Annotated in this window: 24 protein-coding genes; 18 read left to right on the top strand and 6 right to left on the bottom strand. The window is 47.7% G+C overall.

Annotated features, from left to right (window positions below):
• Positions 1 to 151: 151 nt before the first annotated feature.
• From IEX62_RS19190 to IEX62_RS19165, 6 genes are all read left to right on the top strand, one after another.
• Positions 152 to 1,081 (top strand): FecCD family ABC transporter permease, encoded by a 930-nt coding sequence (locus IEX62_RS19190; protein ID WP_188777443.1) that lies wholly within the window; start codon positions 152 to 154, stop codon positions 1,079 to 1,081.
• Complete coding sequence (locus tag IEX62_RS19185) at positions 1,071 to 1,856, top strand: ABC transporter ATP-binding protein (RefSeq protein ID WP_188777308.1); 786 nt, start codon at positions 1,071 to 1,073, stop codon at positions 1,854 to 1,856. Before IEX62_RS19190 ends, IEX62_RS19185 begins: the two co-directional genes overlap by 11 nt.
• Positions 1,857 to 2,083: 227 nt before the next feature.
• Positions 2,084 to 3,193 (top strand): MBL fold metallo-hydrolase, encoded by a 1,110-nt coding sequence (locus IEX62_RS19180; protein ID WP_188777306.1) that lies wholly within the window; start codon positions 2,084 to 2,086, stop codon positions 3,191 to 3,193.
• Positions 3,194 to 3,728: 535 nt separating this feature from the next.
• Complete coding sequence (locus IEX62_RS19175) at positions 3,729 to 5,354, top strand: ABC-F family ATP-binding cassette domain-containing protein (RefSeq protein WP_188777304.1); 1,626 nt, start codon at positions 3,729 to 3,731, stop codon at positions 5,352 to 5,354.
• 955 nt (positions 5,355 to 6,309) lie between these two features.
• Complete coding sequence (locus tag IEX62_RS19170; protein WP_284446387.1) at positions 6,310 to 7,182, top strand: cation diffusion facilitator family transporter; 873 nt, start codon at positions 6,310 to 6,312, stop codon at positions 7,180 to 7,182.
• Positions 7,183 to 7,231: 49 nt separating this feature from the next.
• Positions 7,232 to 7,909, top strand: coding sequence for a hypothetical protein (locus IEX62_RS19165; RefSeq protein ID WP_188777302.1), 678 nt, complete (start codon positions 7,232 to 7,234; stop codon positions 7,907 to 7,909).
• Positions 7,910 to 8,033: 124 nt separating this feature from the next.
• On the opposite strand, the gene IEX62_RS19160 is transcribed toward IEX62_RS19165, so the two are convergent.
• On the bottom strand, positions 8,034 to 8,198 hold the full coding sequence (locus IEX62_RS19160) for a DUF1328 domain-containing protein (protein ID WP_188777300.1): 165 nt from the start codon (positions 8,196 to 8,198) through the stop codon (positions 8,034 to 8,036).
• A gap of 207 nt (positions 8,199 to 8,405) precedes the next feature.
• On the opposite strand from IEX62_RS19160, the gene IEX62_RS19155 reads away from it, so the two are divergent.
• The 10 genes from IEX62_RS19155 (at position 8,406) to IEX62_RS19110 (ending at position 19,721) form a co-directional block, all read left to right on the top strand.
• A complete protein-coding gene (locus tag IEX62_RS19155) occupies positions 8,406 to 8,930 on the top strand; it encodes a DUF948 domain-containing protein (RefSeq protein ID WP_188777298.1) in 525 nt (174 codons plus the stop codon).
• 63 nt (positions 8,931 to 8,993) lie between these two features.
• Positions 8,994 to 9,569 (top strand): hypothetical protein, encoded by a 576-nt coding sequence (locus tag IEX62_RS19150; RefSeq protein WP_188777296.1) that lies wholly within the window; start codon positions 8,994 to 8,996, stop codon positions 9,567 to 9,569.
• A gap of 157 nt (positions 9,570 to 9,726) precedes the next feature.
• Positions 9,727 to 10,071, top strand: coding sequence for a YflT domain-containing protein (locus tag IEX62_RS19145; RefSeq protein WP_188777294.1), 345 nt, complete (start codon positions 9,727 to 9,729; stop codon positions 10,069 to 10,071).
• A gap of 224 nt (positions 10,072 to 10,295) precedes the next feature.
• Positions 10,296 to 11,465: a SpoIIE family protein phosphatase gene (locus IEX62_RS19140; protein ID WP_188777292.1), complete on the top strand. Its 1,170-nt coding sequence runs from the start codon at positions 10,296 to 10,298 to the stop codon at positions 11,463 to 11,465.
• Positions 11,462 to 15,157, top strand: a complete 3,696-nt coding sequence (locus IEX62_RS19135; RefSeq protein WP_188777291.1) for a response regulator — start codon at positions 11,462 to 11,464, stop codon at positions 15,155 to 15,157. The genes IEX62_RS19140 and IEX62_RS19135 overlap by 4 nt, the downstream gene beginning before the upstream one ends.
• A 149-nt stretch (positions 15,158 to 15,306) precedes the next feature.
• Positions 15,307 to 16,200 carry a CheR family methyltransferase gene (locus IEX62_RS19130; RefSeq protein ID WP_188777286.1) on the top strand — a complete coding sequence of 298 codons (894 nt, stop codon included), beginning with the start codon at positions 15,307 to 15,309 and terminating at the stop codon, positions 16,198 to 16,200.
• 18 nt (positions 16,201 to 16,218) lie between these two features.
• Positions 16,219 to 17,886 (top strand): hybrid sensor histidine kinase/response regulator, encoded by a 1,668-nt coding sequence (locus IEX62_RS19125; RefSeq protein WP_188777284.1) that lies wholly within the window; start codon positions 16,219 to 16,221, stop codon positions 17,884 to 17,886.
• Between the two features lie 252 nt (positions 17,887 to 18,138).
• Complete coding sequence (locus IEX62_RS19120; protein WP_188777281.1) at positions 18,139 to 18,477, top strand: STAS domain-containing protein; 339 nt, start codon at positions 18,139 to 18,141, stop codon at positions 18,475 to 18,477.
• An 18-nt stretch (positions 18,478 to 18,495) separates the two neighbouring features.
• Positions 18,496 to 18,948, top strand: coding sequence for an anti-sigma B factor RsbW (gene rsbW, locus IEX62_RS19115; RefSeq protein ID WP_188777280.1), 453 nt, complete (start codon positions 18,496 to 18,498; stop codon positions 18,946 to 18,948).
• A complete protein-coding gene (locus IEX62_RS19110; RefSeq protein ID WP_188777278.1) occupies positions 18,945 to 19,721 on the top strand; it encodes a sigma-70 family RNA polymerase sigma factor in 777 nt (258 codons plus the stop codon). Before rsbW ends, IEX62_RS19110 begins: the two co-directional genes overlap by 4 nt.
• Positions 19,722 to 20,552: 831 nt before the next feature.
• Here the strand turns inward: IEX62_RS19110 and IEX62_RS19105 are convergent.
• The 5 genes from IEX62_RS19105 to IEX62_RS19085 all read right to left on the bottom strand — a co-directional run bounded on the left by IEX62_RS19105 (position 20,553) and on the right by IEX62_RS19085 (position 23,421).
• On the bottom strand, positions 20,553 to 20,930 hold the full coding sequence (locus IEX62_RS19105) for a DUF5665 domain-containing protein (protein WP_188777276.1): 378 nt from the start codon (positions 20,928 to 20,930) through the stop codon (positions 20,553 to 20,555).
• Between the two features lie 116 nt (positions 20,931 to 21,046).
• The gene (locus tag IEX62_RS19100) at positions 21,047 to 21,559 is read right to left on the bottom strand and encodes a YtxH domain-containing protein (RefSeq protein WP_188777274.1); all 513 of its coding nucleotides are present in this window, start codon (positions 21,557 to 21,559) and stop codon (positions 21,047 to 21,049) included.
• A 160-nt stretch (positions 21,560 to 21,719) separates the two neighbouring features.
• Positions 21,720 to 21,977, bottom strand: a complete 258-nt coding sequence (locus tag IEX62_RS19095; RefSeq protein WP_188777272.1) for a GlsB/YeaQ/YmgE family stress response membrane protein — start codon at positions 21,975 to 21,977, stop codon at positions 21,720 to 21,722.
• A gap of 163 nt (positions 21,978 to 22,140) precedes the next feature.
• On the bottom strand, positions 22,141 to 22,818 hold the full coding sequence (locus IEX62_RS19090) for a phosphatase PAP2 family protein (protein ID WP_188777270.1): 678 nt from the start codon (positions 22,816 to 22,818) through the stop codon (positions 22,141 to 22,143).
• Positions 22,819 to 23,196: 378 nt separating this feature from the next.
• Positions 23,197 to 23,421, bottom strand: a complete 225-nt coding sequence (locus IEX62_RS19085; protein WP_188777268.1) for a DUF1128 domain-containing protein — start codon at positions 23,419 to 23,421, stop codon at positions 23,197 to 23,199.
• A gap of 166 nt (positions 23,422 to 23,587) precedes the next feature.
• Between IEX62_RS19085 and yyaC the strand changes: the two genes are divergently transcribed.
• Both yyaC and IEX62_RS19075 read left to right on the top strand, forming a co-directional pair.
• A complete protein-coding gene (yyaC, locus tag IEX62_RS19080; RefSeq protein ID WP_188777266.1) occupies positions 23,588 to 24,130 on the top strand; it encodes a spore protease YyaC in 543 nt (180 codons plus the stop codon).
• Between the two features lie 191 nt (positions 24,131 to 24,321).
• Positions 24,322 to 25,110 (top strand): alpha/beta fold hydrolase, encoded by a 789-nt coding sequence (locus IEX62_RS19075; RefSeq protein WP_188777263.1) that lies wholly within the window; start codon positions 24,322 to 24,324, stop codon positions 25,108 to 25,110.
• Positions 25,111 to 25,403 lie beyond the last annotated feature (293 nt).

Raw genomic sequence — 25,403 nt, 5'->3', positions numbered from 1 at the left:
GGAGCGAAGGAGCTTGGCAAATATAAATTCAACCCCGGCTGCTGTCCAAGTATCTAACGTCGACAGAGAGGATACACATCGGGTGTATCACCGTCAGGAGCGCCGCCGCTTATGGAGCTTTATCGCTGTGCTGGTACTGCTCACTGGCGTCATGCTCTATTCAGCGATGACCGGAAGTCTGCATGTCGGTGTGACACAGTTGCTGCAAGGGCTGTGGACAGGAACGGATGCGCAGGTAAATGTAGTGCGTGATCTACGGTTGCCACGTATCATCATCGCGGTCATGGCTGGCGCGGGATTAGCCGTTGCGGGAGTATTATTTCAAGCGGTGATGAAGAATCCGCTGGCGGATTCGGGTGTGATCGGCATTTCGTCCGGAGCGGCGCTCGTATCGCTGATTGCCGTAACCGTTTTTCCAGCGCTGTATTTCTGGATGCCGGTCTTTTCCTTTTTCGGGGGAGCACTGGCATGTCTGATGGTCTATGGCTTCTCGTGGCGCTCTGGATTGCATCCGGTGCGACTGATCTTGATCGGGGTCGCTGTGAATGCGATCTTCTCGGGACTGGGACAGTCGTTTAATTATCGTGGAAGCTATGCGGTAACCAGCTTGAATCAGGTCACGACCTCTACGTTATCGATGAAGAAATGGGTCGATGTGGATGTGATGCTCTGGTACGGTGGTATTGGACTGATTCTCGCGCTGCTGGTAGCAAGCTGGTGTAATTATTTAGCGTTACAGGAAAAGACGGCGCGCAATCTGGGCTTGAATGTCACGCTCGTACGTGTATTGATCTCGGTTGTAGCGGTCATCCTTGCTTCAACAGCTACAGCCATCGCGGGTGTGATTGTATTTATCGGCTTGCTCATTCCACATATCGGCAGACAGCTAGTCGGATCAGATCATCGATGGCTGATTCCTTTTAGCGCGCTGGCAGGTGGATTATTGCTGCTGCTCGCTGATACGCTGGGGCGTACCGTTCTGGCACCTCAGGAAATACCAGCATCGATCATTATGGCGATTATCGGCGGGCCTTTTCTTATTTTCCTGATCCGAAGGAGTGACCGCTTGCATGGACGTTAATGGTATTACCTTTTCCTATGATGGCAATGTGGATCGGCTCCATAATGTGCAAACGACGATTCAGCACGGGAAAATTACGACGATTATCGGGCCAAATGGCTGCGGCAAATCGACCTTGCTCAATGTGATGTCCAGTAATGGCAAGCCAAGAAAAGGCGAAGTGATTCTAGATGGGAAGGCGATTGCGCGCTATCGTCCTGTGGAGCTAGCACGGCGGCTGGCTGTGGTGCATCAGCAAAATGAAGCACCGGACGATCTAACGGTAGAGCGATTGATTCGTTTTGGCAGGATGCCACACAAAACGATGTTTTCCAGTAACAAGCAGGAGGACGAGGAGGCTGTAGAATGGGCGATTGCATGTACGAATTTGGAGCAGCGCCGTTTCCGCACATTAGATCAGCTGTCTGGTGGCGAGCGGCAGCGTGTATGGATTGCGATGGCACTTGCCCAGCGGACACCGATTTTATTTTTGGATGAGCCGACTACGTATCTGGATATGTTTTACCAGCTAGAAATTATGGAGCTGATCCAGCGGCTTAATCAGGCATATGGCTTGACGATTGTTATGGTGCTGCATGATATTAATCAGGCGCTTCGTTATAGCGATGTGATTATCGCGATGAAGGAAGGTCGTATTCTAGCCTCCGGTCATCCACAAGAGGTGTTGACGTCGGAACTAATTGAAGAAGTGTACGATGTGCAGGTGCTTATTCGCCGTGATCCAGAGGCAGGCTTGTATATTGTACCGATGCAGGCGGTGTTGCGGCCTCTCTGAAACCGGGTAATATACCGACAAAGACCGCCAGCCGTGTCTCCCGCCTGCCAACGATGCCAGGGAACTGTGGATGACACAGCCCTGGCATTCACTATTATATAGTAGGATTTCTCATGTACAGGTCTGTACAGGTCGGTTTCTAGGTACAGTGAATAGACCCGAGTGAACCTACCGCAGACCGATCCAGTTGACTTACATTACATGCAGCAGGGGAGGAATATGTTGTTATGCCAAAACCTCGTTATCACAACGTAGACAATGTTAGCATCGACAAGACTCTCAAGCAGTTCAAGCAGTGGCGTGCCGATCGGCGCAAAAAAGCGCTACGCGACCGCTCCTATCTCGTGCCGAATCATCAGCCGGAGATGGATTATTTGCACGATAATCGTGAAGACGCTTCCATCACGTGGATTGGACACTCCACCTTTTTTATCCAATATGAAGGCTTGAATATCGTGACCGATCCGGTATGGGCACAGCGGCTAGCTTTTCAGCGCCGAATTGGACAGCCAGGCATTCCAATCGAGGATATTCCACCGATCGATCTCATCCTTATCTCGCACTCGCATTACGATCATATGCACATTAGCTCGATCCGCAAGCTGTATCGTAGCTCGACCACCATTATCGTACCCGCAGGCCTCAAACGGAAAATGCAGCGCAAAGGCTTCGGGCGTTGCCATGAAATGCACTGGTGGGAAACGCTCAAGATCGGCGATCTGAACCTTACCTTTGTTCCTACGCAGCACTGGAGTCGCCGTACTTTACTGGATACCAACACGTCCCACTGGGGCGGCTATGTGTTAGAGCCGGTACATCATCCGATCATGCCAGACGATCAGCATAACCCGTGGGTAACGGTTCAAGACCCCATACACCAGCCTCATCCTACAATTACAGCAGACGTGACAAGGAAGGAAATGGGCTATCAGCAGCGTGCTGTACCACCAAGCGTTTATTTTGCCGGAGATAGCGGCTACTTCCCTGGCTTCGCCGAAATCGGTCGTCGTCACCGTATCGATGTGGCGTTATTACCGATCGGTGCCTATGAACCGGAATGGTTTAATAGCTCCCAGCACACCACACCCGAAGAAGCACTGCGCGCCTTCAACGACATCTGCGCCGAAATCATGGTGCCGATGCACTACGGCACCTTCAAGCTCGCCGACGACACTGCACGCGAAGCACTGGATCGCCTTGATACTGAACGCCAACGCCTGCATATCGTGAAAGAACGCATCCGTGTTCTCGGATATGGCGAGACGTTGATTGTACACGGGCTATTGGATGAAGAGGCAGAAGAACGCGCAGAGGCATGTCGTTCGGATGCGTTGTAATCTGTAAAATATCGTATCGATTTTCTTCTTTGATGTAGAGTGAATCTGCGTGTCATTAGTAAAAGGAGCCCTCCTATAATGGTTTTTGTAATATTGGCAGGGCTCCAAGTTTTTGTTACCATAAATGGTGTCTAAATGGTAAAAAATGCTTTGAAAATCAACAAAGGTGGTAAATGATGAAAGCTAAAAACCTAAGCTTGTTAGTTGTAGGTATTATGTTGATCATGATTGTAATGTACTTTTTTGTTACAGGTTCATCTAGTACATAAACGAAACAAATGATATCAAAAAGCACATCATGAATTATAATTGATGTGTTTTTTGTTGTATGAAAATACAATATAGAAAGTATGCGATTTATCTATATATAATTTTAAAATTTAATCACAAACCTCAAGTCACGCCTACGATTACCTCTATTAGTGTGGTATACTATTGCCAACAGTCGTTTCATACGAACGAATACTGTCTTTTTTTTATGAGATTGGAAAGCTTCATTACTATATTTTACTAAGGATAAGGATGGGTTGAATACATGATTAGTACTTCAGGTGTCACGCTGCGTTATGGTAAGCGCGCCCTTTTTGAAGATGTAAATATTAAATTCACACCAGGTAACTGTTACGGTCTGATCGGCGCGAATGGTGCTGGTAAATCGACATTTCTGAAAATTCTGTCTGGCGAAGTGGAGCCGAACGAAGGCGATGTGCATATCACTCCAGGCGAGCGTATGGCGATTCTGAAACAGAACCAATCGGAATATGATGAGTTTCAGGTGCTGGAGACTGTAATTATGGGTCACAAGCGTCTGTACGATATTATGAAAGAAAAAGATGCACTGTACGCAAAAGAAAACTTCAGTGATGAAGATGGCATGCGTGCCGGCGAGCTGGAAGCAGAATTCGCTGAAATGAACGGCTGGGAAGCCGAAGCGGAAGCCGCTGAGATGCTGAACGGTCTCGGTATCGACAATGAAATGCAATACAAAATGATGAAGGAATTGAACGGCAACGAGAAAGTACGCGTCCTGCTAGCACAAGCATTGTTCGGTAACCCGAACATCCTGCTGCTGGATGAGCCTACCAACCACTTGGACATCGAGTCCATTCACTGGCTGGAAAACTTCCTCGCATCGTATGACGGCACTGTTATCGTAGTCAGTCACGACCGTCACTTCCTGAACACGGTTTGTACGCATATCGCGGATATCGACTTTGGTAAAATCCAGATGTACGTAGGTAACTATGACTTCTGGTACGAGTCCAGTCAGCTTGCGCTGCAACTGAGCCGTGAGCAAAATAAGAAAAAAGAAGACAAGGTGAAGGAACTACAGGCGTTTATCCAACGCTTTAGTGCCAACAAATCCAAGTCCAAGCAAGCAACCTCCCGTAAGAAAATGCTCGATAAAATTACGCTGGATGACATTCGTCCATCTAATCGTAAATATCCGTTCATTAACTTCAAAGGTGAGCGCGAAGCAGGTAAGCAATTGCTGCTGATCGACGGTCTGACAAAAACAGTAGATGGCGAAAAAGTCATCGACAACCTGACTCTGACCGTAAACAAAGGCGACAAAATCGCATTAGTTGGTCCAAACGGCAATGTGAAAACAACGCTGTTCCAAATCCTCATGGGCGAGGTAGAGCCAGATGCAGGAACATATCAATGGGGTGTAACTACATCTCAAGCATACTTCCCGAACGACAACTCCGCTTACTTTGACGGTGTAGACGTGACGCTGGTAGACTGGCTGCGCGAATACTCCAAAGACCCGGATGAATCGTTCCTGCGCGGATTCCTCGGTCGTATGCTGTTCTCCGGTGACGAAGCTTTGAAAAAAGCAAGCGTACTGTCCGGGGGCGAGAAGGTTCGCTGCATGCTGTCCCGTATGATGCTGATGGGCGGTAACGTTCTGCTGCTGGACGAGCCAACGAATCACTTGGATCTTGAATCGATTACTGCACTCAATAACGGTCTGATCGACTTTGACGGAACCATTCTGTTCACGTCTCATGACCATCAGTTCGTACAAACAATTGCGAACCGCATCATCGAGATCACGCCTAACGGCATCATCGATCGCATGATGAGCTATGATGAATATCTGGAAAGCAAAGAAATTCAAGAAATGCGCGAAAAAATGTATCCGGTTGAAGTATAAGCCGATACCTTTTTCATCCGCATAATCCGATTTTCATAACGTAATACTCAGCCTGAACGTTCAGGGATATGAAAATATCCCCGATCGCTCAGGCTTTTTGCGATCTTCATTTACTGCTACTGCCTTTGCTCCTCCCGGGTGAGAATCCGTTTTGCTCAACACTCAGATATACCTTTTAATTTATGTAAGATATATCGTATCTTCTAAATTTAGAACATGTACGAAAGATGTTTTGCTAGCACATACACCACTAAAGGAAGAAAGAAGGAAGAAGAAAGACGTAGGAAAGAGATAGACTCGGATGGAGCCTAAGGAGTCGTTTGAAGTAGACATAAATAAAAATTCCCAGATGACAAGCAGTAAAATGTTTTGCCTAACCCCCCCTGAGTTATGTTCATCAAGTCTAAACGTATAGAATCCTTATTGAACGATCATTCTCTATTTTACTAGTAATGTTTTGGTATTGATCTTCAAAAAAAAACTAATGTTGAGGAGAGTACAGAACGGAGGGAAGGAAATAAGGGGTAAGGACGACTTTGGAGGGGCGGGAATCTTCATTTCTTCCTCATCCAAAAGATTCCCGCGGCTCCACCCGAGTCCGTCCCCTTATTCCTTCCCGCAGTGGTTGATGCCCAATCACTCAGCTAACTTTCACCGATCTACACTTCAAAAGAACACCAAAAACATCTTAAAATCCCCATCCCCGTTCACTATATTGAACAAAATCATTCGATATCTCCATCTTTCCCCAATGCAAAACTGTTTACACCCCGTTACAGATTTTCACCCCCACCACATGATTTGCCCGACACTACAACATTTACAATAGGCTAAAAGGTTTGCCCACCCCTACAACGTTTCTCTAGACCCACAATAATTTCATTTGTTAAGATGAACAAATGAAATCGGGAGTGAGGATGTAAGCTTGCTGCCGAGTGTAGGAGGATCAAGTGAAATGGTGGATGTGTATCAGAATTTAAAAGAGGGCGAGCGTGGGGCATGGCTCAGTATTGTATCGTATCTGGTACTGTCTGCATTCAAGCTCATTCTTGGCTACGTATTCCTGTCCAGCGCATTGCGCGCAGACGGTATGAATAATCTGACCGATATTGTCGCTTCGATTGCTGTACTGATCGGCTTGCGGATTGCTCGCAAGCCGCCAGATTCGGATCATGCGTACGGTCATTTTCGTGCAGAGACGGTGGCGGCTCTTATCGCCTCGTTGATTATGGCGATGGTGGGCATTCAGGTGTTGATTGATGCGGTCGGTTCCCTGTTCCGAGGGCATGAGCAAGCACCCGAGCCGTGGCTGGCAGCAGTGGCAATCTTTTGTGCGGCGATTATGTATGGTGTATATCGCTATAATCTGGCACTCGCTCGCCGTACGAATAGTCAGGCATTATTGGCGGCAGCTAAGGATAATCTATCGGACGCCATGGTTAGCATTGGCGCAGCGGTTGGCATTATCGGCTCCCAGTTCGGTATGCCGTGGCTGGATGTCGCTGCTGCACTGGTCGTTGGCCTGCTCATTTGCAAAACGGCATGGGATATTTTACAAGAATCCATGCACCGTCTAACCGATGGCTTTGATGAAAAGGAGCTACCGGAGCTGAGAGAAACAATCGCTTCGATTCCAGGTGTAGAGTCGATCAAGGATATCAAGGCACGGGTCAATGGTAGCCAGATTCTGGTTGATGTCATTATCGAGGTAGCAGCGGATATGTCGGTGAGCGACAGCCATGATATTACCGATCGGGTTGAAGATACGATGGCCAAAGTGCATAATATTCATTATGTACATGTGCATGTAGAGCCGAAGGAAACCTGAATTCACGCTGAGTTCACGGCGTCTCTGCACAGAAATGGAGGCCGTTTCGTTGACGCAATCAGGAGATCAGCATCACCAACCGGATAAGGAAGCGAGAGCGAAGCAGGAGCCTTTTTCACCAGAGAATACACCTAAGTCATCGCATTCACCGCGTAGAAGGCTATGGCGTCGATTGCTTGGCAGCCTGCTGGTGCTTGCGTTGCTGGTGGCGGCAGCGGTATGCTGGCTCGCCTGGATGATTGCACCGGAACGCAGTCCAGGTCTAACGCACAATGATATTGATCTCAAGGCGAAAATTATCCAGATGGTTCAGCAGCGCAAGCTCGAAACCACACTCACACCAGCGGAGTTTAACGATGTGGCAACGCAGGAGCTGCTGGATCGGGCAGAGCATTTTCCTCCGGGGATTAAGGTGACTGGAGCGGAGTTTAGCTGGCAGGGCTCGGTGGTGCAGGCGGATGTAAGAGGGAGCCTATGGGGGATTCCATTTGGCGGCTTGCTCGATTTTGATGCTGTACGTGAAGGCAATGAGCTGGTACTCACACATCGACATACGATCGTGAAGCATGGCGCATTCGATTGGCCGCAGCTAGAGCCGATTCGTATTTCACTAACCAAGTATATTCCTGCTGTAGCCAAAGTGAAGGAGCTGACCTTTGGCAAAGATCAGCTTACGTTAACATTTGAGCTGGATTTATGGAGAATCCCTCGTTTATTATGGAGATAACACCACGCGAAAAAAGCACCATGACCCTTTGCAGGATCATCATGCTTTTTTCGCTTTTTTTACGTTATCGCGTATAATCGGAATAGTCTGCCGTTGGCAATCTACTCGTATGTTGGGCTACCTGCTAATACGTCTTTCGACGTCCGGTCAACAGACTCACCACAAACAGAATCAGGAACAGGAAGAACAGAACTTTAGCGATAGTTGCCGCTGCCTCCACCAGGCCAAAGAAGCCAAAGATTCCGGCTACGATTGCGATGACTAGAAAAATAACGGACCATTTCAGCATGGATGCTCACCTTCTTTCGTGAAGTGTCGGTAGTGAATGGTTAACCCGTGTTTTTCCGTTTGAAACAAGCGCTTTGACAAGTCGGCAAGCTTGTACTTTTTGTTTCGTGGTATAGGCTGGCGGGTAGTTATGAGTAACATCCATACATGAGGATTTACCTCGGAGGACATCCCAAATTTCTATCGTGACGAAGGAGAGGACCTATCTATGATCATCGATATCAGTATCGCGGTTATCGCGATCGCATTCGCCGTACTTGTTGTATTTCTAGTCAAAGTTTTACTCGCAGCTAAAGATTCGCTGGATAATGTATCCGCCACATTGAAAGATGTTCAGAAGACGATGGAAGAGCTGACTTATGAGGTCAAGCAGACGATTCGTACCGTCAACGATATTACCGCCAACGTCGATCACAAGCTGAAGCAGGTTGATCCGGTCGTTGATTCTGTAAATAATCTGGGTATTGTGCTGAGTGAAGTAACCGAGGTTGTGAAGGAACTGACATTCAAGACAAAAGAAGTGACGGGCGCGGTATTCGAGCGTATGAAGTCCACTGGTAGCCATCACGAGTCTGCTGAGAATCCACATGGTATGGTCAAAGCTTCCACACCGGAAGATCGTACATTACAATCGTACGCTGCTACATATGGCGGCAAGCAAGGTGCATGGATGAATGTGGTTGATATCGCCGCCAACATCTGGCAAAGAATGCGTAAATCTCCTTCGCGTTAAGTTGATTTTGTAGACAGGCTGGCAAGTGTTACACAAGAGGTAGACCGTAGAAAGGGTGAGACGATGATTACTCTCATGATGTTGCTCGCTGGAATATTGTCCCCTGACGCCGGTTACGATCAAGTATCTGCTGCTCCCGTACAACCGACTGCGGTTGTACAAACTGCTCAATATGCTTCTTCCACACCGGATCAAGGTATTCGGATTGCGACTGCGGTAGCTGAACCATCCGTATCCGATGCCGTCTATGAGGACCATCAACACACGTACAGTACGCTGAATGGCGTGTCGCTAGAGGATTCGAAGGCGGATCTGCTGCATAAGCTAGGTAAGCCTGCCGAGATTGCTCAAACGCAAGCCGGTTATACCGAGTATCGGTATGATGACCTGACTGTAGGCTTGATGGACGATGGCTTGATCTACTATATTAGTGTGCCAGTGAAAGCTGGTGCGGTAGAGTTGGATGGTCAGCATATTGCGCTGAATAAGCAGGAGATTACCCGTGCACTTGGCAAGCCGCAATTTACAGCTGACGATGGTGAAGGTTACAATAATGATTTTTATGCTTTTAAAGTATTTACTGATCCCGATACCGGTCACATTGTGAGTGCCGATATTTTCGATGTCTGGTCGCAATAAGCGATGATGAGCGCAGCGCATGACAGAGTTTGACGCGATTCGCCGATGATTTTAATATTTTTAAAAAGATTAGCGAATGTTGTGTTTCAAATGCGAAGGATCGGGTTAATGGAACCAATGACCATTTTGACAAACTTTAAACTGGAAGGTGAACAACATGAGTGCTACTGATGCGAAACCTTATGGAAAAGTTGTAGAAAATGGAACACAGGCAGTTGAAGTCGTGAATGAACTGAAAAGTACCGGGTATGGCTTTGATGATATTTTCGTGCTGGCTCATCAGAAGGACCGTACGGATAAAATCGCTGATACCGCAGGTATACAGGAGATCGGCATCAAGGAAGAAGGCTTATTTGATTCGCTGGCTAACGTATTTCGTTCCCGCGGTGACGAGCTTCGTTCCAAGATGACATCGCTCGGCTTCACCAAAGAAGAAGCTGACTTTTATGAAGAAGAATTAGATAGAGGTAAGGTGCTGGTCATTGCTCGTCGTCATACTTGAAGCGCTATGAGCAGACACGATGATGTTAGGCAATGCAGAGAAATCGATGCACCGAGGGCGATCCAAGAGGTTGTATCAAAATCATAGACCATCGTCCCCGCAAGGGCCTTGAATTGTTGGACAATACCTTCAACTCCACCTGCTCGGTGGTGTTGAAGGTTTTTTGACGAGTTTTGGATATAGTCCCTTTGGGACAAGCAGAAATGAAGGAATGAGGAGAATGTATGAATATATTAATCGTTGATGATAATCCGACTAATGTCATCATTATCCGTGAGATTTTGAAAAGAGAGCAATACACCAATATCGTAACCTCCTCCTCGGCCAAAGAGATGTTTCAGCATCTGGGCGTAGGTGAATCGGATGCGATCTCACGATCCAAAGCAAACGAAGTTGATCTGATCTTGCTGGATATGATGATGCCAGAAATGGATGGAATTGAAGCCTGTCGCTTACTACAGCAGGATGAAAAGCTGCGCGACATTCCTGTTATTATGGTTACCGCTGTAGGCGATTCAAAAAAGCTGGCTGAAGCGCTGGATGCTGGTGCTGTCGACTATGTGACCAAGCCGATTAACAAGGTCGAGCTGATGGCACGTATTCGTCTTGCCTTGCGACTCAAGCACGAGAAGGACTGGCATAAGGAACGCGATCAGCACATTCAGGAAGAACTCAAGCTGGCAAGTCTCGTTCAGCATGCGGTGCTAAGTACACCGATTCATGACCCTCATTTCCAGATTGAGGCGTTATATAAGCCTTCCTTTGAGCTAGCAGGTGATCTGTATGCCTGGTATCCGCTTGGCGAAGGACGATACGGTATTATTTTGCTGGATATGATGGGACACGGAATTTCATCATCTTTGTTCTGTATGTTTATCGCTTCCGTACTTAAGGATACGGTCACTACATATGTGGAACCGGAGAAGGTTATTCAGGAGCTGAATCGACGCTTTAATCAGCTTCATATTGAGAACCAGCTCGTACAATATTATTTTACAGCGATCTATCTTGTTGTAGATACGAAGTACAAGCGCGTCGACTATGTGAATGCAGGGCATCCACCAGGGCTGTTTTTCGCCGATCAAGGCGAAGTGACTCGTTTGGGTACAACCGCGCCGCCAGTCGGACTATTTGATCGAATTGATATGGAATCGAAAAGCTTCCATTACGAAGGTGATGGTCATCTGGTTCTTTATACCGATGGATTACTGGAAGCTGTGGAAGGCGATCAGGATGTGCAGATCCAATTTTTAATCGATGAGTTAGCAGGTAACCATAAGCTGGATAAAGACGAAATTCAAAGGATGTTTTTCGAGGTTAGCGTACCGTCTGATCGCGATGACGACAAATGTCTGGTGTGGATTTCGCTACATGAAGGGACGGACAGTGAATGAAGCTGCGTACAAAGCTCGTACTGGGGTTCAGTGTCATCATTATTATTCTGATGACGCTGGGCTTTATTACGTATGACCGCATGAACTACATGAATGAACAGCTCGACAAGGTCTACCAGGAACGCTATCTGAAGGTACGCTATTCGACTGATGTTCGCTCAGAAATGAACGTGATCGCCCGTGAAGTGGCGAATCTGCTACTGAGTGCTTCATCTCAGCCACCAGAGCAGACGCGTAATCTAATTGAACAAACGATTACAAGCGGCGAAGGCAATTTGAAGCTACTATCTGCCGGCGCAGATACACCCGAGGAAAGGCAGCTTATTGCGACCGTGTCTACGAACTGGGCGAGCTATGTGGAATATGCTCGTCAGGTAACCGATATTCTGGCGAGTGACCAGATTGCGGCTGCCAACGATTATCGGACAAAGGTTGGCTTGAGTGCGCAGACGAATCTGGGCGATAGTATTACCGTATTGTCCGAGTTTCAGGACAATGCAATTGATAAGGAAATCGATGCTGCCAATACGGCGTACCAGAACTCCATTCGCATCACAACCTATGTGATGGGGCTGGGCATTCTGCTCAGCTTATTAGTGATGCTGTGGATTGTACCAAGCTTTAGTAAGGGGCTGGGCGTAGTATCGACGATGATCAAGGGCTTCTCCGAGGAGCGCTTTGGTGCGATTCGTCGTATGCGTGTGAAGTCGACGGATGAGATGGGTGAAGTCGCTAGAGTCTTTCAAAAAATGGCCGCCGATCTACAGGAAAAGCGCAAGCTGGAGGATAAATATCGTCAGGCTAAAGAAGATCAGTCCTGGCTCGATTCCAACACCGCACGCATTACCGAGCTGCTTCGCGGCGTAAGCTCGCTTCAACAAAGCGCACAAACCTTTCTTGACGAGTTTGCCCCACGACTCAGCGCGCAGATGGGTCATCTCTATTTACGTACACCAGAAGCACCGGATCGAATCCAGCTACTCGCAGCATATGCGGCTGAGGGTCAGGTTAATGCACGGAAAGAGCTGTTTATCGGCGAAGGTCTGACTGGACAATGTGCAGCGGATCGTCAGCCACTTATGATCGACGATGTACCGCCGGGCTATTTTCCAGTTAACTCGTCACTGGGTGGAGCACAACCGAAAAGTTTGCTCATCTATCCGGTATTGTTTGAGGATGAACTGCTGGGCGTGATCGAGCTAGCATCGCTACAAGGCTTCACCTCACTGCAAAAGCAGCTGCTGCATATGCTGACACAGGATCTCGGTGTGATTGTGAACAACATCAACCGTCGTGTACATGTCGAGCAGCTGCTGCGTGAGTCGCAAGCCTTAACGGAAGAGCTGCAAAGCCAGTCCGAAGAGTTGCAAATGCAGCAGGAGGAGCTACGTCGCTCGAATGAGCGTCTGGAGGAGCAGACGGAGGAGTTGAAGCGCTCCGAAGACCTGTTGCAGCGTCAGCAGGAGGAGCTGGAGCATTTTAATAATGAATTGATTGCGAAGACCCGTGAGCTGGAAGAGCAGGTACAGCATGCGGAGGAACAAAATGAAGAGATCGAGCAGAGTAAGTTCCAGCTGGAGCAACAGGCGATGCAACTTGCTGTGACAAGCAAATACAAGTCCGAGTTCCTGGCGAATATGTCGCATGAGCTGCGCACACCGCTGAACAGTCTACTCATCCTGTCACAGCTATTAACGGAGAACAAGGATGGCAATCTGACGGACAAGCAGCTGGAATATGCGAGTACAATTTATATGTCCGGTGCAGACCTACTCAAAATGATCGACGAAATTCTAGACTTATCCAAGGTCGATGCTGGCAAAATGGAAATCAATCGCGAGCTGGTGCCTGTTCAAGCATTGGAAACCTTTGTCAATATGAACTTTGCCCCGGTCGCAGCGAAGAAAAATATCGATCTGCGCATCTCGGTTGCCGATGGTGTGCCGGAAGCACTCGTGACCGACGAGCATCGCGTCAAGCAGGTGCTGCGTAACCTGCTGTCCAATGCCTTCAAGTTTACAGAGAAGGGCTTTATCGAAATGTCACTGGAGGAATCGACAGGCACAGACTTGCCCGTGTATCTGCGTAAGGACTCCTCCTATATTGCAATCAAGGTAACTGATAGCGGTATCGGTATTCCACAGGATAAGCTCGATCTGATCTTCGAGGCATTCCAGCAGGTCGATGGTACAACAAGTCGTAAATACGGCGGTACCGGACTGGGATTATCGATTAGCCGCGAGCTGGCACGCTTGCTTGGTGGTGGAATTACAGTTCGCTCGGAGGAGGGACGTGGCAGTACATTCACACTCTATCTGCCGAAGCTATCGCCGTCTGATGTGGATCAGCCAGTGAACTCCGCAGCTACATCTGTCGATCATGTGAGTTCGGCTTATATGCCATCCGATCAGACCGCCCATCTGCTCCAGCATCAAAGTTCGCGAAGCCGTTTGGTTGAGCCCTTACCTCCACAGCATATGCCAGACATGCTGGAGGATGACCGTGATCGTATCGCAGCCAGTGATAAAGTGCTACTCATTATCGAGGACGATCCGAAGTTTGCACGTATTCTGATGGATATGGCACGTGGACGCGGCTTCCGCGCACTGGTGGCGATGCAGGGAGATACCGGCTTGCAGATGGCCAAAACATACAACCCGGACGCGATCATTCTGGATATTCAGCTTCCTGTTATGGATGGCTGGTCGATTCTGAGTGATCTGAAAAGCAATGCAGGCACTCGCCATATTCCGGTGCATGTGATCTCCGTCATGGATGATGTGAAGCAGGGTCTGATGATGGGAGCGATCGCTTACCTGAAAAAGCCATCCAGCAAGGAATCGCTCGAGAAAGCCTTCAATCATCTCCAATCGTATACCGAGCAGGGCTTGAAGCAGCTGCTGATCGTAGAGGATGACGAGATTCAGCGTAAGTCGATTATTGAACTGATCGATCATGATGATGTCGCGATTACCGCTGTATCGACCGGACAGGAAGCACTACAGGAGCTGGATGCGAAGCGCTACGATTGTATGGTACTGGATCTGATGCTGACCGATATGACAGGCTTTGAGCTACTGGATCGTATTCGTGATGATCAGCGTCTGCGCGATCTGCCGATCATCATTTATACAGGTAAGGAGCTGGACAATAAGGAAGAAACACAGCTTCGTAAGTACGCCGAGTCGATCATCGTTAAGGATGTCAAATCGCCAGAGCGCTTGCTGGATGAGACAACCTTATTCCTGCACCGTGTGGAGGCAGATTTACCGGAGGATAAGCGCCGTATTTTGCAGAAGCTACACAATAAAGAGACGCTGTTTGAGGGCAAGCGTATCCTGCTTGTGGATGATGATGTACGCAATGTGTTCGCTCTGTCGAGTGTGCTGGAAGGCTATCGGATGGATGTGACCTTTGCGGAGAATGGCCGTGAGGCGGTCGAGCTGGTGGAGCAGCAGGAATTTGATCTGGTGCTGATGGATATGATGATGCCGGAGATGGATGGGTATGAAGCGATGCGAATTATTCGCCAGATGCCAGAGCATGACAAGCTGCCGATTATTGCACTGACTGCCAAGGCGATGAAGGATGATCGCTCCAAGTGTATCGAGGCTGGCGCATCGGATTATGTGAAAAAACCAATCCAGACGGATCAACTTTTATCATTAATGCGAGTTTGGCTGTATTCGTAGAAGGCAAAAGTGGGTAAATGAAGTATAATGTAGAACGTTGGCTTTTTCATCCGTCTCTTTAATGTAATAATATGGAACTCAAGTGCTAAACTTGAGTAATGATAAACAGGCAACAATCCAAGAGTGAATAGAATTGGGGCTGAAAAGAAATGACACCAATCGATCATGAGCAAATAACCAGTACAACCGAATCGCCCCAGGGTGAAAGTCAGCTTGCAACGAATCTTGCGGAACGGGAACATATAGAAATTGATCTGCTGCTAGAAGGCATGCATCGGCTATACGGATATGATTTTCGCAATTATGCCCGCGCTTCGTTAACCCGGCGCATCTGGCATCATGTGCATTCGGAAAAGCTAGGATCGATTTCGGCATTGCAGGAGCGTGTACTTCATGACCGTTCGTGCTTTGAACGACTGGTACAAAACCTGTCGATCCCGGTCACGGAGATGTTCCGTGATCCGCATCTATTTCGTATGTTCCGTGAAAAGGTCGTACCGTTACTGCGTACTTATCCTTATATTCGCATCTGGCATGCAGGCTGCTCAACCGGCGAAGAAGTGTATTCGATGGCGATTTTGCTTCATGAGGAAGGACTGCTGGACAAGGCGAGAATCTATGCAACCGATATGAACAATCGCTCGCTTCAGCAAGCCAGAGAAGGTGTATTCGGTATTGAGCGTATGCAGCTGTATACGAAAAATTATCTGGAGGCGGGCGGTACACGCTCGTTCTCCGAATACTATACTGCTCGTTATCAGTCCGTTATCTTCCAGCCATTTTTGCGTAAGCATATTATATTTGCTGAGCATAATCTGGCGACGGATCGTTCGTTTAACGAGTTCAACGTCATTCTTTGCAGAAATGTTATGATCTATTTTGATGATAAATTGCGTGAGCGTGTGCATGGCTTGTTTCATGAGAGTCTGAGCCGCTTTGGTATATTGGTGCTTGGCTCCAAGGAATCGATGCAGTTTACGGGTTATAGTGATAGCTATGAACCGCTGGATCGTATGGAAAAGGTGTACCGGAAAATTAACTAGAGAATGTAGGGGGATTCCATGAGGTTTCATGAACCGATTCACATCTTGCTTGTAGATGATCGACCTGAAAACTTGCTCGCACTGGAAGCCGTCCTTGAAAGTGAACGCTACAATCTGGTCAAAGCAACCTCGGGAGAGGAAGCGCTGCGTTGTTTACTTAAGGACGAGTTTGCTGTGATTGTGCTGGATGTTCAGATGCCGGGCATGGATGGTATCGAGACGGCTAAGCTGATCAAAGCGCGGGAGAAGACTAAGGAGATACCGATCATCTTCATTTCTGCCAACAGCAAAGAAGCTGAGCACCTGTTCGCCGGCTATTCTGCCGGTGCGATCGATTACATGGTGAAGCCGTTCATCCCACAGATTCTCAAGTCCAAAATCGAGGGCTTTGTGAACATGTACTTAACGAACAAACGTCACAAAACGCAATCGATGCAGCTACAGCAAAAAACGCTGGAGCTGGAAAAAATGAATCAGGAGCTCATCCGTGCCAAGGAAGACGCTGAAATTGCGGCGAAGGCGAAAACGGAATTTCTGGCGATGATGAGTCATGAGATTCGTACACCGATGAATGGTGTGATCGGCATGATTGACCTGCTCATGGAAACCGAGCTGCAATCGGAACAAAAGGACTATGCTGAGATTATCCGCAGCAGTGCGGATGCGCTCGTCATGGTCATTAACGATATTTTGGACTTTACCAAAATGGAATCCGGGAAAATGGAGCTAGAAGAGCATCCATTTTCACTGGAAGCGTGTTTGTCTGAAGTGTTCGGTCTATTTTCGATGGAAGCGTCGAAAAAGGATTTGGAGCTCGTGTATCGCATTAGCGACGAGGTGCCAGCGTACCTGTTCGGTGATATGGCACGCTTGCGTCAGGTGCTCATTAATCTGACTGCCAATGCGGTCAAGTTCACTGAACGCGGCGGTGTGTACCTTGAGGTGCAATGCACAGGCAAGCAGGACGGACGAATGGAGCTCCAGTTCAAGGTGAAGGATACAGGCATCGGTATCGCGCAGGAGAAGCGCGAGCAGCTGTTCCAGCCTTTTTCCCAGCTGGACTCTTCACTTACACGCAAATATGGCGGCACCGGTCTAGGGCTAGCTATTTGCAAAAATCTGGTGCAGATGATGGGTGGCGATATCCAGCTTGCCTGCGATGAGATGGAAGCGCAGGGGGGAGCGGTGTTTGCATTTACCATTTCGGCCAGAGAATATATAATGAGTGAGCTGGAAACGACTCATCTGGAGGAACGTCCAACGAGTCTGCTTCAGCAAGGAAGTCAGATCCCGCATATTTTGATTGTGGACGATCATCCGATTAATCAGAAGCTTATGGTGACGATGCTAGAGCGTCTTGGCTACCATCCGCATACAGCAGATGATGGTGAAGAAGCGATTCGTATGGCAAGTCATCATACGTACGATTATATTTTCATGGATGTGCAGATGCCTAATATTGATGGTCTGGAAGCAACGCGCCGGATTCGTCAGCTTGTGAATGGTGAACATAGTGTGATTATTGCGATGACCGCCGATGTGATGGAGGGAATCAAGGGACGCTGCTTTGCCGCAGGTATGGACGACTATATTAGCAAGCCCGTCAAAATGGCAAGTGTAAAAAGCATACTGGAAAGATACTCGTCGGAGCTGGGAAGATTTGAAGCTAAAAAAACAGTCTACTAAACCCATCCGCTACTTCGTTCTTTTGTAAGAAGTGCACAGCTTGGAAGATGTTGTCGTTATCGCGTACCGCTGAGTATCCAGAGCATGGATCACAGCGATTAGATAGTTGTTTATACAACCATTTAATGGATAATAATTAAATTAATGGTTATTTATTGTCGGTATAGTGATCAACCGATCTGATGCCGCATGTTTCAGTGCTTTCGGCGTTGGGTTATTAGTAAAGAAACCATTGTTCAGGGGAGAATGTCTATGACTACCAACAAAAATGAGAAATTTAATGCAGTAACCCAGATGGATGAGCAATCCTGCACGGTATTTGTTAGTGGGGAAATGGATCTGTCTGTAGCACCCGACTTTCGTCTTGTGATGGAGCCGCTTGTTGGCAATGCAGAACAGGATCTGATCGTTAACATGAAGGATCTGAAATACATCGATAGTACCGGTATTGGTATTCTTCTTTCTATCCTCAAAGCACGACATGGCATGAATGCTAGCTTTGCCGTTGAAGAAGTTCCTTCCAACATTCAAAAGCTGTTTGAAATGACCGGAATCGCCAAGTTTTTCGCCCCTCAGGAGAATTCCCACTAGGAAAGGATCGAACATAGCATGAAAGCTGATACTCAAAAAGTGATACTTAATCTGCCCGCCACTGCAGAATTTGTAGATGTGGTACGCCTGAATTTATACGGAATCGCCTCTAAAATGGGTTTTTCCTATGAAGATATTGAAGATATGAAGGTAGCTGTCTCCGAAGCATGCAACAACTCTGTATTGTATGCATACGGCCAGGATGGCGGTCATATCGATGTTATTTTTGAAATCGGTGAAGATACGTTGTCGATCATCGTTGAGGACGAAGGGGAGAGCTTCGAAACGGTGAAAGAAATGGCTGACCAGACGACGCTTCACGACAAAGAACTGAGCGATGTCCAGATCGGCGGACTGGGCTTTTATCTGATGCAGGCGTTGATGGATGATGTCCGTATCGAGAATGTGGCAGGTCAGGGTACACGCGTGACTATGTCCAAAAGCCTTGCTCGAAGTGAGGAAAGAGTATGAGTGAAAAAGTGACTCCCCCCGAATCGATGGACGAGGCAATCGGCCTGATCTGGGAGTATCAACAGACAAAAGACAACGATATTGCGACTGTACTGATCAAAAAGTACGAGCCTATGGTCAAAATGGCCGCAGGTAAAATCGCTCGTAATCGCCCTGACCTGTATGAGGATTTGTATCAGGTTGGGCAGATGGCGCTTATTCGTCTTTTGCAGCAGTATGATATTTCTCTGGGGATTCCTTTTGAACCGTATGCGATGAAAAGCATGATTGGTCACATGAAAAACTTTCTGCGTGATAAATCATGGTACATACAGGTTCCGCGCCGAATTAAGGAAAAGGGAGCCCTTGTGCAGCAGGCGATTGACGAACTTACCGTGAAGCTGGAGCGTTCCCCGAGCGTGCGCGAAATTGCTGGATTTTTGGATCTATCTGAGGAGGAAACGATTGAAGTATTGGCTGGACGCGAATGCTATCACTACGTTTCGCTGGATTCTCCATTATCCCAGGAAGAAAGCGCCGCAACACTGGGTGAGCTGATCAGTGCCGATGTGAACGATTATGATGCGGTAGAAAAACGCATGGATCTACAGCAAGCACTGAGCCAACTGAAAGAGCAGGAGCAAAAGGTATTGCTGCTGGCATTTCAGGAGGGGCAATCTCAGCGTGCGATTGCACAAAAGCTGGGCGTATCCCAGATGAGTGTATCGCGTATCCAGAAGCGTGCGACAGAGAAGCTCAAGCAGATCATGTCGAACGCATCCTCATCAGGATAACCGCATGGGATTAATGATGGATCGAATACAATTGTCGATGTTGGCAATGGAATGAAGGTATGCTTTTCTCTCTACTGGGTGGAGGGGAAGGGCATACCTTTTTTGAATTGTTTTTGCTTAGGGGTGATGGTGGGGGAATTGAAGGTGGGACTTGTGAAGGTAATTTGCTTTTGAGTAGGGAGTATGCTGAGGTTTTTTATAATGCTTAAAGGTGATTATATTTGGCTTGGATGGGTTGTGGTTTTGGGATTGAGTGAGAGTGGATGTGTAAGTGGGGGACCACTCCGGCAAGGAATAAGGGGACGGACTCGGGTGGAGCCGCGGGAATCTACGGATTAGGAGTCAGTTGTAGATTCCCGCCCCTCCAAAGGAGTCCTTTCCCCTTATTTCCTTGCCTCCGTTCTGTGCGGCTTATAACATACGATCTTTTTTTAAAAACAATTCAATTACAAATACAGTATAGAATTTTTTTTATTTATATATGTTGAATATATGTTGATCTCATATATGTATGAAGTAGATGTTTTGACACATTGAAATGAATTTTAAAATTATTCGTACTTGTGACAGTGGCATTTAGCACTTAATTATTGGATTCATCGCAAACCGCAAACCTATTCTTTTTCTACGCCTGCTTGGATGAATGTATTACTTCCCTGCGTGGTGAGAGCAGAGGAGATGAAGCATTTTGAGGGAAGAGCAGAAAAAGTCATTCAAAAGGCATTCCATCATAAATAATCCTCCTTCAATCGCAGCCGTAACTTGCGGATCAATGGAGGATTGTGGGTATGTTATGTGTTGGTGCGTCTTGATGAAAATAAGTTCTGAGCATTAACGTCCGCTTTGGGAGGTGTTTACGTATTTGAGCAGTTCGCCGATATAGTCGCCGATGACGGGGAGGTTGAAGCTGACCAGTAGGGACAGCAGGTAACCGAGCAGGGCGAGTATAACGATGGTACCGAGTGATAGGCCCAGGCCGCGGGCGGCGCCGGCGACGAAGTTGGTCAGGATGCGTTTTTTGACGCTGCTATAGTTTTCGATAATGTCCTTGATCTCGGCTTTGTCGAGAGCGGCGGTGAGCTGGTCGAGGCGTTCGTTCAGGCGCTTCACCTCGTGTCGAAGCTCGAACGGATGCTCACGTATCGTATCGGGCGGTTCTACTACCCTTGGCGGGTTAGGGGATAGCTGCTTGTCGTCTTTGTCGGCCATGTTGTTCCCTCGCTCTCAGATGAATTGGTGTACTGGACAGAGAAATAGCCGACTGCAATGAGCCGGCTATGATCATGTATCATTCTCTTGGCGACGATAATGCGCCGGAATTCATTTTACTTGTTGTCAGGAGTCAGTGGCTTAGCGTCTTCTTTTACGTTATCAGCCGCTTTGCTTACTTCTTTAGCGATGTCGTCTTTAGCACCTTTTACATCGTCAGCGATGTTTTTGGATGCTTCTGCTACATGGCTAATGATGTTGTCTTTCGCTTTTTCCTGCTCCGGTGTTGGCGTTACGCCATCTTTCACTTTTGTAGTGATTTCGGAAGCCTTTGTCGCTACGTTTTGCGCCAGTTCAGTCGCTTTGTTACCTACTGTGCTAGCCAGCTCTACGGTTTTGTCGCTGATCAGGCCTGCTGCTTGTGCAGTTTGATCGGACACTGTATTGTAAACGGATTTCGTTTTCTCGCCAGCAACAGACAGCTTGTCGGAGATGTCTTCACGCAGCTCACGACCAGGTTTAGGAGAGAACAGCAGAGCAGCAGCTGCACCAATCAATCCCCCGATAAATACACCTTTCAGAAATGTGGAACTGCTTTGTACTGGATACTCTTTTTCTGCTTCGTTCATGAACAATCACTCCTTGAATTAGTATAAGTTACATTGAATAGCATATACATCCTCCATGGGAGGACCTAGCCATAGACGATCGAGTGAAGCTTCTCTTAGGAGTCGGATAATGGAAGTATCGCTTACCAAAAGTATGGCCTATATTTAAGCTCGGTGGTAGTTACGCGGATCGACGTAACAATCCGGATACCAATCCAAGCAAAAAAACAAAAATCGCTGTACCGAGAATGGCAGGTATAATCGCAAAGCCGCCAATCACCGGACCAAAGTTACCAAATACGAGTGCGCCTAGCCATGCGCCGATAAATCCGGCAATCGCTGCGCCGATAATGCCACCAGGCATGTTATCGCCTGCAAGAGCATTGCCGATCACACCGATAATAATGGCAAGCACGATGCTAATAATAATTCCCCACATAAGCCATGCCTCCTTCTGTTATAAGACGGTTGTACGCTGTGCCTTATAGCAGTTCATCAGGATTTAGATATCATGCTTTTCAGCATATCTCCCAGCAATTGGTTGCTACGGTCTTACTTCGTATATAAACATGGTTTATGCAGCATGAAACATAAGTGTGACCTTACGCCTTGCCTTGCAAAGGCTGTCTAGGGCGCTTCGTTTGCCACAAAAAGAGACAGTAAGCACACGCCGCAAACCACCAAAAACCACTAAAAAATCCAGCAAGCACATCGGTTGGGTAGTGTACACCCAGATAAATGCGGGTCGTGCCGATGGTCATAATCAGTATAATACCACAGACGATCGCAGGCAGCATGCGCTTGCCTTGTTGCTTACGATAGCGTGCCCAGATGAAGAACAGCATGCCATACATCGCAGCAGCAATCGTCGCGTGACCACTTGGGAAGCTGTAGCCAGACGCAGGCGCCCAGAATTCTAGCTCTGGTCGCGGACGCATAAAATGCCATTTGAGCAATGTGTTCACTATCCACGCGCCACCCATCGTGGGCAGTAGCATAATCGCTTCACGATATTGCCGCATCCGAACGAGCAGCAGAGCAAACCCGATCGATACAAGCATGGTTGGATAAAATGAGCCTAAATACGTGAAAAACAGCATTATACTGCGTAGCGGCTCGCCATGATACGAGCGCAAGCTCTGCTGAAATTCATTTTCCCATACATGAATTCGGTTTCCGAATATCGTCTGAATGAGCCAGATCGCTCCCTCCAGCAGACCAAAGGAAATAATCCCGCCTGCTACGAGCACCAGTACAATGAGTAGCCAAAGGGGCAGCACGGAGGAGCGAGGACGTTCAGAAAAGGATCGTGATGATATCGTAATCGCCCTCTTTCAACAATAAAGTAGAAATGGCAAACGAATCAAGTTTGCCTGCTAGCTGGCTGTCGCGTTATACGGTACAGCCGTATCTCTATCGTCGGATACCATGTAGAAGCAATGGAGCCTGTGAAGTTGCTTCGACCGCTGTAAAGCCTGTACAGGATTCCTATCGACTATAACTATAGTATCGATATCGAGAGATAAGTTAACTATATATAACCGCTTGCCAGCGTATGAACCCTGTTATACGCAAACAATTCGTGAACGTTCCATAAAAAAGAGCCAGCCCCCTTTTCCATATACAGAAAGGGGACTGGCTAGTGTACGACAACAACCTTATTTATTGCGCAAACGTCCAAGCTCAGACACGAGCGCTTCCACTTCGCTAATACTCAGGTTAGGCTTGTTCATGACGATATCATACACATCGTAGATATCATCGTATTGCTCCAGCGAAAAAGCGGACGCTTGCATCGCCGCGCCACTCGCCATCCGCAGCTTCGCTTTGATACCCTCAATCATTAATTCCAGATTTTCAGGCGTTTTTTGCGACAAATCCATAAATGGTGTTCTCCTTCTTTTAGCAGATCGCTGATTTGGTTGTATTGTATCATGGATAGCGAATGGGAACCAACATTTTGCGGTAACTCAGCGCATGGGGTAAAATGACAGGGAGCAACGCAGATTGAAATGTATAAACACTATATTGAAGGGAAACTACTATTATATGATTAATCGCCGTTCCAGCCTGCTCCCCTATGAACAGCAGAACCGACGCAATGTGAATATGGATGGCATGGTGCAATTTTTCCGCATGATTCATAGCCGACATGCACTGGATGAACTAGCCTTCGTTTGCATCGGAACCGACCGCTCGACCGGAGATGCACTGGGGCCTTTGACAGGTAGCGGCTTAGAAGCGCATGGCATCCCGTCCGTTATCGGTACACTGGAGCAGCCCTGCGATGCCCATAACCTGCATATTCGCATTCCACAAATTCCAGCGCATCGGACTGTGATCGCCATTGACGCCTGCCTTGGACAGCAGCGCTCGGTTGGCTTGTACAGCATCGGCGAGGAGCCTTTATTCCCGGCATTATCGGTAGGCGGACAATTTCCGGGCGTGGGTACCTATAGCATTGCTGCTATTGTAAACGAGAACGGTCCCAAGCCTTACTGGACACTGCAAACGACCTCGCTACGTCAGGTCATGCGAATGTCGGACGATATCGTGCAGGCAGCTGTGCGTGGTTTAGGCTTACGTGGCTAATCTATATACGTACTGCTGGTATTAGCGGTACATTCGCAACAGGCAGGATAAGTATTGTAGTATAAATGAAGCGGCCATTGCCCTTTTTCTATACCTGTATCCAATGAGCATAGAACAAGCATGGAACATATATTGTATGAATATAGCAGCACAATCCTATAAACCTACGAAGTCTGAGGAGGAATAGAATCATGAGCAATCTTCCATCGAACCCAACACAGCAACCACCACTGCACTATACCGAATCTGGTAAAGGTACACCGCTCGTGCTATTGCATGGATTTCTAGGCAGCTCCGCATACTGGGATGAGCTGGTTCCATTATTGTCGTCATCCTATCGCTGCATTACACCCGACCTGCGTGGACACGGACGTAGTCTGGCACCAGAGGGTAGCTATCGGATCGAGCAAATGGCAGACGATATAATCCAGCTGCTCGATTACCTCCAGCTTCCATCTGCGACTGTACTCGGTCACTCGATGGGGGGCTATGTCACCCTTGCGCTGGCAGAGCAGCATGCCGATCGTCTGGATGGCTGGGGCTTGATCCATTCCACACCGCATGAAGATGCACCGCAGGCAAAAGAAAACCGTCTGCTCGCTGTATCCAAAATCAACAGCGAGGGTATCGCTGCATTTACCGATGGCATGGTTGAAGGCCTATTCGCCCCAGCTTCACTGGAGCAACTGCCCAAAGCCGTCCAAAAAGTACGCGAACTCGGCTACGCCACTCCACCACAGGGAGCCTGCGGTGCAGCACTCGCCATGCGCGAACGCCCGGATCGTCGCCAGATACTAGCTACATCGCCCAAACCGATCCTACTCGTAGCCGGCGCCCAGGATCGTTTAATCCCGTCTGACCGCCTATTCACATCCGAAGGAGACAACATTAAGACGCACATCATCGCATCCGCAGGACATATGGGCATGCTGGAAACTCCAGCAGAACTAGCAGAAATCATCCGCGATTATCTGGGCTGATTCTTGATGATATGTACTGTCGATGTACAGTAGCTGTACATCACAAAAGAGTTATAAATCGCAAAAGTAAAATTGTAATGATCTAGCTCTATATCTATTATGTTAGAACCTGTTACTGCTTAACAGTATCCAAGCGTCTAAGATGCTGTAAAGTTAGACCTAAGATAGTGTAAGACGATCCTTTGTGATTTTGCTGCTCTTGAGTGTATCGAAGAGTATATGAATGAAAGTGCTAATAAGATCTAATAATATTCGTTCATTATTGTATTGACCTTATATACTGCATAATAAGT

It is taken from the genome of Paenibacillus hunanensis (assembly GCF_014645615.1).
GTDB lineage: Bacteria > Bacillota > Bacilli > Paenibacillales > Paenibacillaceae > Saccharibacillus > Saccharibacillus hunanensis.
The sequence above is the reverse complement of the archived record's forward strand: the minus strand, read 5'-3'. Positions and strand labels throughout refer to the sequence as shown.